The organism is Bacillus sp. FSL L8-0099, assembly GCF_038006385.1.
Classification (GTDB): Bacteria; Bacillota; Bacilli; order Bacillales; family Bacillaceae_G; genus Bacillus_A; species Bacillus_A toyonensis.
Map to the genome: position 1 here is coordinate 5,376,899 of NZ_JBBOVC010000001.1, position 16,496 is coordinate 5,393,394.

The 16,496-nt window shown below is 34.3% G+C and carries 15 protein-coding genes; 3 read left to right on the plus strand and 12 right to left on the minus strand.

From position 1 onward, the window contains the following. Positions 1–100: 100 nt before the first annotated feature. The gene (galE, locus tag MHH42_RS27445; protein ID WP_000996156.1) at positions 101–1,117 is read right to left on the minus strand and encodes a UDP-glucose 4-epimerase GalE; all 1,017 of its coding nucleotides are present in this window, start codon (positions 1,115–1,117) and stop codon (positions 101–103) included. A 221-nt stretch (positions 1,118–1,338) separates the two neighbouring features. Beyond that, positions 1,339–1,986 (minus strand): PAQR family membrane homeostasis protein TrhA, encoded by a 648-nt coding sequence (trhA, locus tag MHH42_RS27450; protein WP_000995372.1) that lies wholly within the window; start codon positions 1,984–1,986, stop codon positions 1,339–1,341. Between the two features lie 164 nt (positions 1,987–2,150). Here trhA and MHH42_RS27455 point away from each other — a divergent pair, with 164 nt between their 5' ends. After that, a complete protein-coding gene (locus MHH42_RS27455) occupies positions 2,151–2,711 on the plus strand; it encodes a DUF1836 domain-containing protein (protein ID WP_000427895.1) in 561 nt (186 codons plus the stop codon). 42 nt (positions 2,712–2,753) lie between these two features. On the opposite strand, the gene dbpA is transcribed toward MHH42_RS27455, so the two are convergent. Beyond that, on the minus strand, positions 2,754–4,199 hold the full coding sequence (gene dbpA / locus MHH42_RS27460; protein WP_000037208.1) for an ATP-dependent RNA helicase DbpA: 1,446 nt from the start codon (positions 4,197–4,199) through the stop codon (positions 2,754–2,756). A gap of 188 nt (positions 4,200–4,387) precedes the next feature. Beyond that, entirely contained in the window at positions 4,388–5,419 is a 1,032-nt protein-coding gene (locus MHH42_RS27465; protein WP_000827026.1) for an acyltransferase, read from the minus strand. A 240-nt stretch (positions 5,420–5,659) separates the two neighbouring features. Between MHH42_RS27465 and guaC the strand changes: the two genes are divergently transcribed. Both guaC and pepF read left to right on the plus strand, forming a co-directional pair. Next, positions 5,660–6,643: a GMP reductase gene (gene guaC, locus MHH42_RS27470; protein ID WP_000432439.1), complete on the plus strand. Its 984-nt coding sequence runs from the start codon at positions 5,660–5,662 to the stop codon at positions 6,641–6,643. 137 nt (positions 6,644–6,780) lie between these two features. Then, complete coding sequence (pepF, locus tag MHH42_RS27475; RefSeq protein ID WP_000800001.1) at positions 6,781–8,598, plus strand: oligoendopeptidase F; 1,818 nt, start codon at positions 6,781–6,783, stop codon at positions 8,596–8,598. A gap of 41 nt (positions 8,599–8,639) precedes the next feature. On the opposite strand, the gene MHH42_RS27480 is transcribed toward pepF, so the two are convergent. From MHH42_RS27480 to walK, 8 genes are all read right to left on the minus strand, one after another. Beyond that, complete coding sequence (locus tag MHH42_RS27480; RefSeq protein ID WP_000713626.1) at positions 8,640–9,518, minus strand: radical SAM/SPASM domain-containing protein; 879 nt, start codon at positions 9,516–9,518, stop codon at positions 8,640–8,642. Positions 9,519–9,699: 181 nt separating this feature from the next. Next, on the minus strand, positions 9,700–10,179 hold the full coding sequence (gene rlmH, locus MHH42_RS27485; protein ID WP_001027003.1) for a 23S rRNA (pseudouridine(1915)-N(3))-methyltransferase RlmH: 480 nt from the start codon (positions 10,177–10,179) through the stop codon (positions 9,700–9,702). Positions 10,180–10,238: 59 nt separating this feature from the next. Continuing rightward, positions 10,239–10,424, minus strand: coding sequence for a CxxH/CxxC protein (locus MHH42_RS27490; protein ID WP_001052826.1), 186 nt, complete (start codon positions 10,422–10,424; stop codon positions 10,239–10,241). A gap of 53 nt (positions 10,425–10,477) precedes the next feature. After that, entirely contained in the window at positions 10,478–11,653 is a 1,176-nt protein-coding gene (locus MHH42_RS27495) for a S1C family serine protease (protein ID WP_000008023.1), read from the minus strand. Positions 11,654–11,716: 63 nt separating this feature from the next. Beyond that, entirely contained in the window at positions 11,717–12,511 is a 795-nt protein-coding gene (locus MHH42_RS27500) for an MBL fold metallo-hydrolase (RefSeq protein WP_000061688.1), read from the minus strand. Further along, complete coding sequence (locus MHH42_RS27505) at positions 12,495–13,331, minus strand: two-component system regulatory protein YycI (protein ID WP_000383715.1); 837 nt, start codon at positions 13,329–13,331, stop codon at positions 12,495–12,497. Before MHH42_RS27505 ends, MHH42_RS27500 begins: the two co-directional genes overlap by 17 nt. Further along, positions 13,312–14,658, minus strand: coding sequence for a YycH family regulatory protein (locus tag MHH42_RS27510; protein WP_000061572.1), 1,347 nt, complete (start codon positions 14,656–14,658; stop codon positions 13,312–13,314). Before MHH42_RS27510 ends, MHH42_RS27505 begins: the two co-directional genes overlap by 20 nt. Further along, positions 14,655–16,496 carry a cell wall metabolism sensor histidine kinase WalK gene (gene walK / locus MHH42_RS27515; RefSeq protein WP_000755358.1) on the minus strand — a complete coding sequence of 614 codons (1,842 nt, stop codon included), beginning with the start codon at positions 16,494–16,496 and terminating at the stop codon, positions 14,655–14,657. The genes MHH42_RS27510 and walK overlap by 4 nt, the downstream gene beginning before the upstream one ends.

Here is a 16,496-nt window from a genome sequence, read left to right on the forward strand (position 1 = left end):
TCAGTAATACTCTCTTTCATTTTCTTTTCCTCAACGAAAACTATTACTGACCTTTGGTTCCTTTATTATACATAAATACAATAAAAATAAAGTATCCTCCTTAAATCATTTGATAGCCATTTTTATTATTTACCTGCCATCTCCAAGAATCTAAACACATTTCTTCTAATCCATATTCCGCTTCCCATCCTAATTCTCGCTTCGCTTTAGATACATCAGCAAAACATATCGCTACGTCCCCAGGACGACGCCCGATAATTTTATAAGGTATTTTTTTGCCCGAAACCTTCTCAAAAGCATTAACCATCTCCAATACACTATACCCTTTCCCTGTACCAAGGTTATATGCATCTATTCCTGTAGTTTCAAGCACTTTCTCAAGTGCCTTTACATGTCCTTTTGCAAGGTCAACAACGTGAATATAATCACGAACACCTGTCCCGTCTTTTGTTGGATAGTCATTTCCAAATATATTTAATTCCTTTAACTTCCCTACTGCTACTTGTGTTACATATGGCATTAAATTATTAGGAATCCCATTTGGATCTTCTCCAATACGACCACTTTGATGCGCCCCAAATGGGTTGAAATAACGAAGTAACGCGATACTCCATTCACCATCAGCTTTTGCAACATCACGCATAATTTGCTCTATCATTAACTTTGTTTGCCCATATGGATTTGTCACGCTTAATGGAAATTCTTCCGTAATTGGTGATGTTTTTGGAATTCCATATACAGTTGCAGACGAACTAAAAATAAATTTTTTCACATTATGTTTTTGCATTACATCACATAATATAATCGTACTTATAATATTATTATAATAATATGTAAGCGGAATTGTAGTAGATTCCCCAACTGCTTTGAAGCCAGCAAAATGAATAACTGCTTCAATGTTATTTCCCAAAAAAATCTCATTCATTTTTTCACGATTTAAAACACTTTCATTATAAAATTTAAATTGTTTCCCTGTTATTTCTTTTACTCGGTTTAAAGACTCTATTGAACTATTTGAAAGATTATCTACGACTATAATTTTATAATTATTATTTAATAATTCTATACACGTATGACTACCAATATATCCTGCTCCACCCGTTATAAGTATCGCCATATATATAGTCCCCCACTTATCATCAATTATAAAATTTTATAATCTCAATACACATCTATCCTATCATATTCCAAGATATAAATTCTAAATATTTTAAATTTTCTTTTATATAAAAAGCTACATAACCTTTAAGTTATGTAGCTCTTCAACATCTATATTTTTCTATATCATTTTTTATTACCCAAAAATTTTAGTAAAAGCTATCCAAACGTTCTGATTTGTTAAATTACGTAACAATATACACTTAAAAAGTGTGCCAGGCTTCCTAATAATACGAAAACATGAAAAATTTCATGGTGTCCCATATATTTAAACTCCAACCATTTTGGCTTAGCACCGTAAATAAACCCACCAATTGTATAAAAAATACCTCCAAGTATTAAGAAAAGGATACCTCCTGTACTTAAATTCTCAGCTAGCGGTACAAAGAATAGAACAATTAACCAACCCATCAGAAGATAAATTCCTGTCGATAACCATCTTGGGCAATTAAACCAAAACATTTTAAAAACAATACCACAAATCGCAGTTGCATAAACCAAACAAAATAGTAGTAAACCATTTGCTGAACTTAATGTAATTAAGCAAAAGGGTGCATATGTACCTGCAATTAATATAAAAATCATAGAATGATCTAACTTCCTAAAGAAATAAATAACACGTTCACTGGCTACAACACTATGATACACAGCTGATGCCATATAAAGGACCATCATCCCAATACCGAATAAAATAACAGCTGTAATTGCAGCAAAAGATGGCATCTTAACAGAAACTTTCACAAGCATAGCTAATAATGCAATAAATGCTAATACAGCTCCTCCTAAGTGAGTAAATGCATTAACCGGTTCTCTTACATAAGCATTCATATAAACACCCCTCATATAATTACATGTAGTTTTAATAACTACATGTAATTATATACGCATTATTTATACTAGTCAACATTTACAATTCACTTGTTTCGTAATACCATATTTAAAGATATACTAAACATTCAGTTCCACTAAGTGATAAAAGTGAGGGGTTTTACGTGGAAAATATAAATAAATTACTTGAATCATTACATTTAGAAAAAAATATTAAACTTGAGGATATCCCAAATGTCGACTTATATGTAGACCAAGTTGTTCAACTATTTGAGAATACTTATGCGGATACAACAAGAACTGATGATGAAAAAGTATTAACAAAAACAATGATTAACAATTACGCAAAAGGGAAACTATTCATCCCTATTAAAAATAAAAAGTATTCAAAAGAGCATATGATTTTAATTAGCTTGATTTACCAATTAAAAGGAGCCCTTTCCATTAATGACATAAAAAGCTCCTTAGAAAATATAAATGTACCTTTACTAAACGATGATACATTCGAATTAAATACTCTCTATAAAGATTATCTTGCTCTTACTGAAACCAATGTGGAAACCTTTAACCAGGACGTAAATAACCGTATTAGGGAAGTAAATGAGATTTCCTCCTTAGAAGATCAAAAGCTAGAAAAGTTTTTATTACTAACATCCTTCGTGACGATGAGTAATATGTACAGACGATTGGCAGAGAAGTTAGTGGACGATTTAAAAGAATCGTAAATAAAAAAACTATCCACCTGTTACAGTGGATAGTTTTTTTATTTACTTAATTGCTTCATGGACTTTTAATTGTTTCCCTTTAATCGTTGTATTTTTCATGGTCTTTAAAACAATTGGTCCTTTTCCATTTAATATTTCAACGTAAGAAACATTGTCCTGTATCGTAATAATTCCTATATCTTCTGCTGTAACACCTTTAATTTTAGCAATTGTGCCGACAAAATCTACCGCTCTAATTTTCTTTTTCTTCCCACCATTAAAGTACAGCTTCATAATCCCTTTGTTTAAGTCTGCACTTTTATCTTTCTTTATAATTGGTTTAGCATGTATTTTTTCCTCAAATACTGCCTTCCCTTTCATAACCTCTTCTTTTGAAGGTGCATATGCCTTTGGAATTTCAAAGCCGATGTACGCCTCAATTTCTTCTAAAAATCTATTTTCATACGGAGTTATGAATGTAATAGCTTTTCCTTTATTGCCAGCTCGTCCCGTTCTTCCCGTACGATGTACATAACTTTCTTTTTCTAACGGAATATCATAGTTAATAACATGTGTAATATTATCAATATCAATTCCTCTAGCAGCTACGTCTGTCGCTACTAAATAACGGAACTTTCCTTTTCTAAAATCGTCCATAACTTCAAAACGATCTTCTTGCACCATACCACCATGTATTTTGTCACAAGGATAGTTAACACGGTTTAACTGTCTAAATACGTGATCTACATTTTCTTGTGTACGGCAAAAAATAATACAACTATCTGGATTCTCAATTGTTGTTACATCTTTAAGAAGTGAAAGCTTCTCCTCTTCTCTCGTCTCAAAAAGTGTATGTTCAATTTTGTCTGTGGTAATCCCGGCAGCCTTAATTTCAATATGCGTTGGCGAATCCATATACGTACGGGATAACTTTTCAACATCTTCTGGAAGTGTTGCCGAAAATAGCATTGTCATTCGCTTTGTAGGTAATTCATCAATAATTGCCTCTACTTGATCAATAAAGCCCATATTTAGCATTTCATCTGCTTCATCAATGACTAAATACTTCAGACATTCTAAAGAAAGGGTACCTTTTTCAATATGATCTAACACACGGCCAGGAGTCCCTACTACGATATGTGTCTTTTGTTTTAACTCTAATTTTTGACGTGCAAATGGAGACTTACCATAAACGGCCGCAGCCTTAATTCTTTTGAAGCGGCCTATATTCGTAATATCTTCTTTCACTTGAACAGCAAGTTCTCTCGTCGGCGTCAAAACTAATGCTTGTGGCTTATTCTCTTCCCATTCCACCATTTCACAAAGTGGAATACCGAATGAAGCTGTTTTTCCACTTCCAGTTTGCGATTTTACAACAAGATCCTTCTTTTTCAATGCAACTGGAATAACCTCTCCTTGCACTTCTGTTGGATGTTCATATCCTAAACCAGTAAGTGCTCGTATTATTTCTTTACTTAATGCATAATTACTAAATTCCTTTTTACTCATATACTAACCTCATTTGAATTTTATATTTAAATAACTATACTCTCCATATCTAACGTCAAGTTATACCAAGATACTATATTAAATCAATGTTTTCAATTCATTTAAGTTTCAATTTATCTACGTATAATTCTTAAATAATAAAGGACAGCCTTAATTATAAGTCTGCCCCTCTAAATTGTATTCATCTTTTATGGAACTAATTTTTTTACAACTGGTATTCTTTGCAATACTAAAGTAATTACCATACTAAGAACAATTGTGATTGTTACATTAATAGGTATTGCCAATATTGCATGTGCATGTTCATTCACCTTTGGAAATACTCTGTACAGATAGTTATTTAATAAGAAATAGTGAAGGATATAAATACCAAGGCTCGCTTGATTTATACCGCGTAATACAAATGGTAATTTTCTTTCTGAATTTCCGAAAGAATATTTGAAAAATACAAATAAACTAATCGCCATAAGTACAACACCTGGAGAAAAGTATCCATACCAAAACTGATCCAATTGTCCGTTCGCCTGAACTGTATAATAATATGTAACAAAGAATGTAATAATAAATCCTACAATTCCTCCAATGTAAGCCAAATTCCTCCACTTTTTCACAATATCATAATTGGATAAATAATAACCAAGAAGGAAATAGCCTACATAATTTGTAACGTAAAATAATTCAATATTAAAGTTGATAGGATAATAATATTTTGCCAAATTAACGACAACAGATGCATATAACCATAAAATTAAAAAATACTCTATCTCTTTCTTTTGAGCATTCTTCACAAAAATTTTCAGTAAAGGTGTAATTAAGTATATCCCTACAATCATGTACATGAACCATAAATGTCCACCAATACTATCTGTTAGAAAATATTTTATCCCCTGTTTTATAGAACGCGGGAAATATCCTGCATAAGCTCCGTATAAATAAAATAAAACACTCCAAGCTACAAAAGGTATAATTACCTTACTTGCACGTTTCTGTATAAATTCTCCAATAGAAATATCTTTCGTACCCTTTAATAATAAAGCTCCACTAATCATCACAAAGATTGGAACGCTAGCGCGTGAAAGTGACTCAAAAAGATTCCCAGACAACCAACGCGAAACGTTATTTGCATCCAATGTGGAAACATAACCAGCGGAGACATGAATTGTAACTACTGCGATTGTCGCTAACACACGCAACCAGTCCATATACACTAATCGTTTCATTAACAGCTCTCCTAAATTTACATATTTGATTTTTCCTATACCACACATAATTTTACATTAAATCATGTTATGTTAAAACAAATTTTGACGATATAAACCTACAGTAGACTTAAATCAACTTAATTTTTTTATATAAACATTAAAACCTTTGACTTATTAGTGAAAATAATGTAAATTATCCTTTGGACGAACATTTTCAAACGAAACAAATAAAATATTCGTATTTTAGGGGTGTAAATGATGGAAAACGTATTTGACTATGAAGATATTCAATTAATTCCTGCAAAATGCATTGTAAACAGTCGATCTGAATGTGATACAACTGTCACTTTAGGAAAACATAAATTTAAATTACCTGTCGTACCTGCAAATATGCAAACGATTATAGATGAAAGAATCGCAACTTATTTAGCTGAAAATAATTACTTCTATATCATGCATCGTTTCCAACCAGAGAAACGAATCTCATTCATTAGAGATATGCAATCACGTGGATTAATTGCTTCAATCAGCGTTGGTGTTAAAGAAGACGAATACGAATTCGTACAACAATTAGCCGCTGAGCAACTTTCACCTGAATACATTACAATCGATATCGCACACGGTCACTCTAATGCTGTGATCAACATGATTCAACATATTAAAAAACATTTACCAGAAAGCTTTGTTATCGCTGGAAACGTTGGAACTCCAGAAGCGGTAAGAGAATTAGAACACGCTGGCGCTGACGCAACAAAAGTTGGTATTGGACCCGGTAAAGTTTGTATTACTAAAATTAAAACAGGCTTTGGAACTGGTGGTTGGCAGTTAGCTGCACTTCGCTGGTGTGCAAAAGCTGCAAGTAAGCCGATTATTGCTGACGGTGGTATTCGTACACACGGTGATGTAGCTAAATCTATTCGATTTGGGGCAACTATGGTTATGGTCGGTTCTCTATTCGCTGGTCATGAAGAGTCTCCAGGGGAAACAATCGAAAAAGATGGAAAGCTTTATAAAGAATACTTCGGTTCAGCTTCTGAATTCCAAAAAGGTGAGAAGAAAAACGTTGAAGGTAAGAAAATGTTCGTGGAGCATAAAGGTTCTTTAGAAGACACTTTAATCGAAATGGAACAAGATCTTCAATCTTCTATCTCTTACGCTGGTGGAACAAAATTAGATGCTATTCGTACTGTAGATTATGTTGTCGTGAAAAACTCTATTTTCAACGGTGATAAAGTATATTAATTCTTATATTGAGCTCGAAGGACAAGCATGTGTATGCCTGTCCTTCTTTTTTATGTATAAAACCGTTAAATATTTTTATTTTACTGAATTTTCTAGTATCATATTTTTAAATACTTAAAATAAGGGGGCTATAATAAATGAAAAATGTAATTGAAAATCGCCTTATTCGCGCAGAAGTTCCTACTGAACTAACATGGGATCTTTCTGATTTGTATAAATCTGATGCCGAGTGGCACGCTGCATTAAACGTATTAGAAAATGATATACAGAAACTTGGTGCATTTAAAGGACGCTTGCATACTAGCTCCACTACTTTACTAAATTGCTTACTTATAGAGGAAGAGCTTTTAATGAAATTAACAAAACTGAGCTCATATGCAAACCTAAAAGAATCTGCTGATCGGACAGATCCAGTTATTCAAGCGAACTCTTCCAAAGTTTCTGCTCTAGGAACGAAAGTACATACAGCACTATCCTTTATTCATAATGAAATTCTCTCATTTGAAGAAGGCACGATTGAAAAATATTTAATTGAGGAGATAAAACTCAACCCTTTTCGTAAATCATTACTAGAAGTGCTGAGCAAAAGGCAGCACACTCTTTCACCTGAAACAGAAGAAGCACTTGCTGCACTTGGCGAAGTTCATAGTTCTCCATACAAAATTTACGGCATGACTAAATTGGCCGATATGGATTTCAATCCTATACAAGACGAACAAGGAAACGAATTCCCTTTGTCATTTGCATTATTTGAAAGCAATTATGAATTCTCTCCAAGCGCATACATACGTAGAAAAGCATATGAATCGTTTGTTTCCACTTTGAAGCGATATAAAAATACAGTTGCCACAACATATGCTACTGAAGTAAAAAAACAAGTGACACTTTCTCGTTTACGCAAATATGAATCCGTTACTCATATGCTTTTAGAGCCGCAAAAAGTTCCACTTGAAATGTATAACAATCAACTTGATATTATTTATAAAGAATTAGCGCCTCATATGCGCCGTTTTGCAGATTTAAAAAAGAAAGTATTAGGACTCGATCAAATGCTTTTCTGCGACTTACATGCACCTTTAGATCCTGAATTTAATCCAGCAATTACTTACGAAGAAGCAGGCAAACTCATTCAAGATTCTTTAAAAGTATTAGGAGATGAATATAGTTCCATTATCGAAAAAGGCTTCAAAGAAAGATGGGTAGATCTTGCAGATAATGTAGGCAAATCAACAGGAGCATTTTGTTCAAGTCCATATGGTTCTCATCCATATATTTTAATTACATGGCAAAATACGATGCGCGGATGCTTCACATTAGCACATGAATTTGGTCATGCTGGGCATTTTTATTTAGCAAATAAAAACCAGCGCATTATGAATGTACGTCCATCTATGTACTTTGTTGAAGCACCATCAACAATGAATGAATTATTACTAGCCCAACATTTACTTGCAACAACTAACGATAAGAGAATGCGCAGATGGGTCATTCTACAACTACTTGGCACATATTATCATAACTTTGTTACTCACTTACTTGAGGGCGAATACCAACGAAGAGTATATACTCTAGCAGAAGAAGGACAAGCACTTACAGCTAAAAGTTTAACCGAAATAAAAACAAATGTCCTTTCTACATTCTGGGGGGATTCTGTAGAAATCGATGAAGGTGCCGGCTTAACTTGGATGCGCCAACCTCATTATTACATGGGCTTATATTCTTACACGTATTCTGCAGGTCTAACTGCATCTACCGCAGTAGCCCAAATGATTAAAGAAGAAGGGCAGCCCGCCGTTGATCGCTGGTTAGATGTACTTCGCGCTGGTGGTACAATGAAACCACTTGAATTAATGAAACATGCCGGAGTAGATATGTCAAAACCAGATGCAATCCGTAAAGCTGTTTCTTACGTTGGCTCCTTAATTGATGAATTAGAGCGTTCTTATCAAGAATAAAAAAATAAGCCCTCGCTTCTTTATGAGGGCTTATTTCATATTTACTTTCCAAATCTTTTACGGTATCCACATTTCCTACATAACTCTTCGACTGCAACTCTTTTCGAAAATCCATCGACAATGTTTGTTGCTCTTTCACCTTCTATAATGTTAGAAAATGAATCATTATTAATATTCCCAAGATTAATAATCCCTTCACCGTCTAAACAGCAAGGAATAACCGTTCCATTTGCTAAAATACCCGCTTGATTTCGAAGACCATGACAGAATCCTTTTCCATCATCCTCTTCTTCATGCAATGCCGGCCATTGAAATTCATAATCTTGATTAATAAAGACACGTTCCGCAATTTTTATACCTTTTCCTGGTGTAAGCTTCTCTTCAATTTGATAAGGCAGATCAAACTCATTTTCAATTATGGATAATAGCTCTCTATTTTTCTGGATTTCAGCATTTGTCTTATTATCCTGAGTTAAATTCCATAACCTTAGCGAAACAATTAAATCTGATTGACTTGTTGCTTCCCTAATGAAGGCAAGTATACTTCTTACATAGCCCTCTTTATCTTGCGAACCTGGATGTCCATCAAAACTGTGCAGGGAAAAGTTCATTTGTCTTAGAGCAGGCTTATTTAACAGTCTATGCCTTCTCTTATTAATTAACGTTCCGTTCGTTGTAATATTAACTTTAAATCCTTTTTCATGGCTTAAATCTAGCAGTTGATCTATTTTTGGATGGAGCAACGGCTCACCCTTCACGTGCAAATAAATGTAGTCTGTGTGAGGTTTAATTTGGTCTAATCTTTTAGCAAAATCCTCCACAGAAATGAATTGCTTCTGCCTTTCCGTCGGCGGACAAAAGCTGCACGCAAGATTACATACACTTGTAATCTCTAAGTAAAACTTCTTAAACTTCTTCACCTTTAATTCCTCACTTCTTTGACTACTTATAATTTTTTCCTCTTCATATTACAGCATACTTTTTTAGAAATAGAAACATACTTATTTTAGGAAATCTGCATACCACCTATTAATGTTTAAAAGACCATCGGTGATTTTTATCCAATGGTCTTTTTTACTCTTTTTATATACAAATGGAAATTTACTTATGATATGGTTCACCACGATTAATACGAAACGCTCTATACACTTGCTCAAGCAATACTAATCGCATTAATTGGTGTGGTAATGTCATTTTCGAAAAAGAAAGAGATTCATTGGAACGCTTCATTACTTCTGAACTTAGTCCAAGTGATCCACCAATTACAAAGGCAACTTTACTCTTTCCATATGTAGCAAGACGATCTAGGCTTACTGCAAATTCTTCTGATGACTTTTGTTTTCCTTCTATCGCTAATGCGATCACGTGCGTATCATCAGAAATTTTATCCAGTATACGTATACCTTCTTTTTCTTTTACAATTAACATTTCGGCTTCACTTAAATTTTCTGGTGCTTTTTCATCTGGCAATTCAATTACTTCTACTTTTGCGTACGCAGATAATCGTTTTAAATATTCTGCTATACCTTGTTTTAAATACTTTTCCTTTAATTTTCCGATTGAAATAATCGAGATATTCACATTTATTCCCCACCTTACAAACATGTTATCCACATAACTTATCCACATATCCACAAATGTTACCCACATATTGTGTGAGAATCTGTGTTCGATACAACATATGTCGCCTCATTTTGACAAAATTCACATGTTTTTTTATCTTTTTCTGAGTTATCCACATTGTTAATAACCGGTGCAACTTCACATTCATCAACAATAATATCTAACGCTAATTCAACATGTTCTAAACAACAAGGTAAATTCATATTCTTCACCTCACTTTTCTACAATAGAAAACAGGAGGTAGGCCCTCCTGTTTTTAATATTTTTGAATGCCTAATTTCACCGTTGTTGTTGCTCTTTTTGTACCACGATAAAACGTAAGAGTCATTTTATCATTAATTTTTTTATCATATAAGGCCGTACGGAACCCAATAATATCGTTTACTGGTTTTCCATCTACCGCTACAATAACATCATGTTCTCGCAAACCAGCATCCGCGCCTGGTGAAGGACTTTTCACATCTAAAATGCAAACTCCCTCTGCTACATTGCCTGGTAAATGTAATGTTTTGGACCAATAATAATTCGGAATCTCATTTAATGATCTAAGTTCAATTCCAACATAAGGTCTTCTTACTTTCCCGTACTTCTCAAGTTCATTCATAATCGGAACGGCTCTAGTAACCGGAATAGCTAATCCGATTCCTTCCACTTCTTTTGCAGCAATTTTCATTGAGTTAATACCAACTAATTGTCCTGCCGCATTTACAAGTGCACCACCACTATTACCTGGATTAATCGCTGCATCTGTTTGTAATACTTCTACTTGCCAATCGTAATGACCATCTTGGTCTAAGTCTACAGGAACAATACGCTCGTTAGCTGAAATAATGCCTTGTGTAACGGTCCCCGAAAATTGCAGTCCGAGTGGATTTCCAATCGCAATGACCGGTTCTCCTCGACGAACTTTATTAGAATCGCCAATCTCAATTATTTTTTTCACATGCTTCGCATCTATTTCTAGTACAGCTAAATCTGTGACTACATCGGTTCCTAATACTTTCCCTGGGACCTTCTTACCGTCACTTAGACTTACTTCAATACGATTTGCTCCAGCAACGACATGGTTATTTGTTACAATGTAAGCTTGTCCATCTGTCTTTTTATAAATGACACCAGATCCTGTACCGGCTTCTGAATCTGCCTCTGAAAAATTGTCTCGTTGAATATTAATAATACCAACAACAGCTTCAGAAGCGCGATCAACAGCGTCTACAAAGCTAACCTGTTTAATCCCTTGAGCTTCAGCCATGTTACTTCCACTTGCTTCAGCTTGCGGAAGCGCGCCAGCATGATTCGAAAATAAAGGCGCCCCAAATGCAAATAATGAAGCCCCTACAATTGTTCCTGCTATGCTAGAAATGACAATACCTTTATGCTTCTTTTTACCTGCACGTTTTATACGATACTTTTCTTCATCAATAAAGGACATATTTGTTCACCTATCTTCCTGAAAACAACTATATTCACCTTTATTGTTTACTAAAATGAAGAATTATACGTATTGAATTTTCGTAGGCATTTTTGGATCTGTATCATGAATTTCAAAGGATTCTCCCACTCCAAATCCTTTTTCCTCTAACACTTGCGATACTGACATACGCGCTAGTTCTTTCATATTGTTATCTAAGCTTAAATGTGCTAAATAAATATGTTTTGTCTCATCTGTAATTACATCTGCCATCGCTAACGCAGCATCCTCATTACAAACGTGACCAACGTCGCTTAAAATACGTCTTTTAATGCTCCACGGATAACGTCCCATACGAAGCATTTCCACATCATGATTACTTTCAAATACGAAAGCATTAGCTCCCTTAATAACACCTTTCATACGGTCACTCACGTATCCTGTATCTGTAATAAGGGCTAATTTTCTATTATTGTTATGAAAAGCATAAAACATCGGCTCTGCCGCATCATGGGAAACTCCAAATGACTCGACCTCAATATCACCGAATGTTTTCACATCCCCAACTGAGAAAATGAACTTTTGCTCAGTTGGAATATTTCCTATTAAATGTTCCATTGCATTCCATGTTTTCTCGTTCGCATAAACTGGTAAATCATATTTACGCGCCAATACACCTAATCCTTTAATATGGTCACTATGCTCATGTGTGACAAGAATACCTGATACATCATTTATATTCAGTTCTGCTTGTTTAAATAAAGCCTCTGTTGCTTTACCACTTAAACCTGCATCGACGAGTAATTTTTTTTCATCCGTTCCTACATATAGCATATTCCCTGTACTTCCACTTGCAAGCACACTAAAATGCATACTCATTCTTTCTCACTCCATTATGTTCTTCCGGCACTTGAGTTTCCCCTAATTCCATAACTTGTCCTTCAATTGCATTCACAAAAAAGTCCTTTTTCTGCTCTGTCTTTAAGTTCCAAGTTGGAGCTAGCACTTGTATATTAGAAGATGATTCAGCTAGAGCCGCATATCCAATCTGCGCCTCTTTCACGTGCGTATTTTCTGCAATTTTATTTTTTAAATATATATTTTCCAAAGCTGTTTGAGCAGTGATAATTTCTTGTTCTTTCGTTTTTTCACTTTCGCCCATTTCCTTCAAATCCGTTAACATTGTTTGTGTATACGAAACAAGCTCGTTTTTTTCATTTAAATCCACAACAATCATTGCATGATTATTGTGGAAAATCGGCTTATCCTTATACTTTTGGAAGAAATAAATTTTAGAGTCTTTCATTGCTCCAAATTCGTATTTCTGCCCATCAAGGACACTGTTTTTTAAGAAATCATTATATTTATCCTTAGATAATGATTTTGCATTTAAAAATGGCTCTTTCAACTTACCTTCTATCGTATATTCATTTTGCAGATGCGCTGTTTGATTTTTTAAAGATTGCACATCTTCTTCTTTAAAGTTTTTATTTTTCGCCATAATAAATGACTCTTTTTTCGGCTCTTTAGGAAAACTCCCCATAGTAATTTTAGATTCTTTTAATTGTTGATCAATTTTTGTTTCTGTCACAATTTCCAACTGATTACTATCTTGCTTTTGAATGAACTGAAAGATAAGAAAGAGGTCTAAAACAAAAAAGGTCACAATAAATATCGTTTTAATTCGATCCCAATCCATTTAGTCCTCCCTCACTCCACTCATATATTTTTTGTTTACCCTCTTCATCACATTTTACATACCATATCGGCTGTAAAATACTGATCTCTCCTCCGTTCACAGGACCTCCGTTCACGGAAGATTTCAATGACATTTTATAACCAATACCAACATCCTGAATTGAATTTTTGTCAATTTCCGGATTATTCTCTAATGATGTCATCACTGTACGACCTGATGCAAGAGAAGTGGGTGTACTAGGTAAAGGAATATTGAAATCAAAAAGAGATCTCTCATACTGCATGATTTCGCCTGAACCCCATGCTTGTTTTAATTCAGCCATTCCATCTGCATTAAATACAGGTAAACCGCCCTCGTATAAACGGAATGAGGTTTTCCCCTTATTAATATAATCAAGACGATAAGAATTTAAGTTACCACTGTGCCCACTTACAAAGTCGAAGCTTTTCTTCAAAAGCATCGCATTATCTGTAACTTTATCACTATATACTGCGGAATTTTTATATTTCAACATTAAATTCAACTTATCAATTTCCATAGATCGAATACCATCTGTAAATGTTTCCTTTGATTTCTCGGTAATAGGACTTAAATAACGCGGATCACTAAATAAAACATTTTTAAATGAATCCACATCTAACCCAGACACAAAATACTCTATCTGATTTAATTCCGTAATTCCATCTGGTAAAAACAGTTTTTTCGTATCATTTACTTGATATTCAAAATATGGTTTTGCTAATGTAATAAATCGATTTTGGTCGTTTATAACATCCTTTACATAAGCACCACTCAACATCGCTTGATATATTCTACGAGGATTATCATAAGAAATAAAATTAACTTTAATTTCTTGGTCCTTGCTTCGAGAAGGATCAATTACAATGCGATTAAAACCTCTATTAGATTCTAAATTTTTATCTTTAATATTGAACATGTCTTTAATCGTCTCAAGTGGCACATTTGTAGGAAAAACAAATTCAATCTTTTCTTCTCCGTGTACATAAGAAAGAAAATCCCCTTTAGGAACTGTGCCTGTTATTTCCCTAAAATCATGTAATTCTCCATTTTCAAGAATTTTATAAAGTGAGTTCACGTTGTTCGTATTCTCACTTACGTAATGATTTTTTTCTTTATGAACAATAACAGAGGATGGGCGAACAACTCCTGAAATCTTTATCGGATTTATCTCTTCATTACCTTGAACAAATTTTGTATTTTGCACAGAAGTGGAATCGGGAACATATGTCCATAAATTAAAAGTTAAAAATAGACTAATAACAACTAAATTAATTAGAACTATCGTTTTAAAGTTTTCCATACTCATTCCCAATCGTCCTCTTCATCTGGTGCCAGTGGCAGTGTGAAATAAATCGTCGTTCCTTTTCCTTCCTCACTCTTCGCCCAAATAGAACCACCATGTGCCTCAATCATTTCTTTTGCAATAGCTAATCCAAGACCTGTACCACCCATTTGTCTTGAACGGGCTTTATCCACACGATAAAAACGTTCGAAGATTTTATCTACGTTTTCTTTCGGAATACCCATACCTTGGTCACTTACACTAATCTCTAATAACTCCCCTCGATCACGTAAGCGATATGTTACTGTTCCACCTTCTGGCGAATACTTTAATGCGTTAGAAATAATGTTATACAACACTTGTGTAATTTTGTCCGTATCCATATCAATAAATCTAGATTTTTTAGAGAAAGATCGTTTGAAACTTACATTTTGCTCTTTAGACATTTCAAAGCGATCAATAACATTATTAAAGAAGTCAGTAAAGTCGACCCACTCTTTCATCAAACGATGTTCTGTACTATCAAGCTTAGATAGTTGCAACAGCGCATTTACAAGCCTTATCATTCTTTCTGTTTCCTCTTGTGTAACTGTTAAAAATTGCGGTGCAATATTTGGATCTTGCCATGCACCATCTGTCAGCGCTTCTAAGTAACTACGCATCGTTGTTAATGGTGTTCTTAATTCATGAGAGACGTTCGCCACAAACTCGCGGCGTTCCCCTTCTATACGCTCCTGCTCCGTTACATCGTATAATACAGCAATTAAACCATTTGCCTTCCCCGTCTCTTTTTGAATAACAGAGAAACTAGCACGTAAAATGTATGGTTCATTTCTCGTACTAAAATCTAATAAAACAGAATCAGGCTCTTCGTATAAATGATCGAGCGTAAATTCTTCCTGTATCCCCAATACTTCTAAAACCGATTGATCCAGCGCCGTTTCACGCGAAACATTTAGCATCTTTTCCGCAGGGTCATTTAATAAAATAATATCCCCTTTTCGGTCAGTAGCAATTACTCCATCTGTCATATGTGATAAAACAGATGATAATTTACGTCTTTCGCTTTCTGTTGAAGAACGAGCTTGTTGTAGCTTTTTTGATAAATTATTGAAAGATAATGCTAATTGGCCAATTTCATCATGACTATGGACCTTTACTTTTCTCGAATAATTTCCTTTTGCCATTTCAATTGCTTGCCTTCGCATATCTGAAATTGGTCTTGTAATTGTTTGAGCTAGTAAAATCCCAAGTACAGCCGTTACTAACAAAGCAATCACTGTTCCGGTAGCAAAAATTTGATTTATATCCTTCATTTGTTTGTATACATCTTCCATAGATGCAACAATACGAATGACACCAAGTACCTCCCCAGCTTTATCGCTTTGAATAGGAGTAATCATCACTTGAACTCGATGGCCAGTTCCTCCATCTTTCTCAATTTTTGATTCTAGTTTATTTTGTACAATTACCCGTTGAACAGCTATATCTGTCGATGTTCTGCCTATCTTATTTTGCTTAGCCGTGTCTGAAATCGCCATTAATTTTCTATTAGAATCAAATACACTTACTTCTTGAATATCTTTCTTACGATCCGATGCAAACTTTTGAATCGAATTTTTTATAGCGTCATCTAATGATTCTGGATCTGTTTTTTCACGACTTTTTGTAAATTCTTGCTTTAAATTATACGATAGTAAATTCGTTTGTTGTGTCAGGGAATCCTTAAAGCCTTGTACAAGACTTTTTTCTAATTCTCTTACGAAATATACACCGATTACTTGCATCGCTATTAATATTAATAGCATATATATGAGCACAAACTTTAAATGAATGGATTGAAAAAAACCAACCTTTTTCAT

Excerpts from the sequence above, each read along its gene's own strand:
- trhA (WP_000995372.1), bottom strand. The coding sequence starts at position 1,986 with ATGAATGCTTATGTAAGAGAACCGGTTAATGCATTTACTCACTTAGGA.
- MHH42_RS27490 (WP_001052826.1), bottom strand. The coding sequence starts at position 10,424 with ATGAATTTACCTTGTTGTTTAGAACATGTTGAATTAGCGTTAGATATT.
- MHH42_RS27500 (WP_000061688.1), bottom strand. The coding sequence starts at position 12,511 with ATGAGTATGCATTTTAGTGTGCTTGCAAGTGGAAGTACAGGGAATATG.
- MHH42_RS27510 (WP_000061572.1), bottom strand. The coding sequence starts at position 14,658 with ATGAGTATGGAAAACTTTAAAACGATAGTTCTAATTAATTTAGTTGTT.
- pepF (WP_000800001.1), top strand. The coding sequence starts at position 6,781 with ATGAAAAATGTAATTGAAAATCGCCTTATTCGCGCAGAAGTTCCTACT.
- galE (WP_000996156.1), bottom strand. The coding sequence starts at position 1,117 with ATGGCGATACTTATAACGGGTGGAGCAGGATATATTGGTAGTCATACG.
- MHH42_RS27465 (WP_000827026.1), bottom strand. The coding sequence starts at position 5,419 with ATGAAACGATTAGTGTATATGGACTGGTTGCGTGTGTTAGCGACAATC.
- MHH42_RS27495 (WP_000008023.1), bottom strand. The coding sequence starts at position 11,653 with ATGTCCTTTATTGATGAAGAAAAGTATCGTATAAAACGTGCAGGTAAA.
- guaC (WP_000432439.1), top strand. The coding sequence starts at position 5,660 with ATGGAAAACGTATTTGACTATGAAGATATTCAATTAATTCCTGCAAAA.
- walK (WP_000755358.1), bottom strand. The coding sequence starts at position 16,496 with ATGAAAAAGGTTGGTTTTTTTCAATCCATTCATTTAAAGTTTGTGCTC.
- dbpA (WP_000037208.1), bottom strand. The coding sequence starts at position 4,199 with ATGAGTAAAAAGGAATTTAGTAATTATGCATTAAGTAAAGAAATAATA.
- MHH42_RS27505 (WP_000383715.1), bottom strand. The coding sequence starts at position 13,331 with ATGGATTGGGATCGAATTAAAACGATATTTATTGTGACCTTTTTTGTT.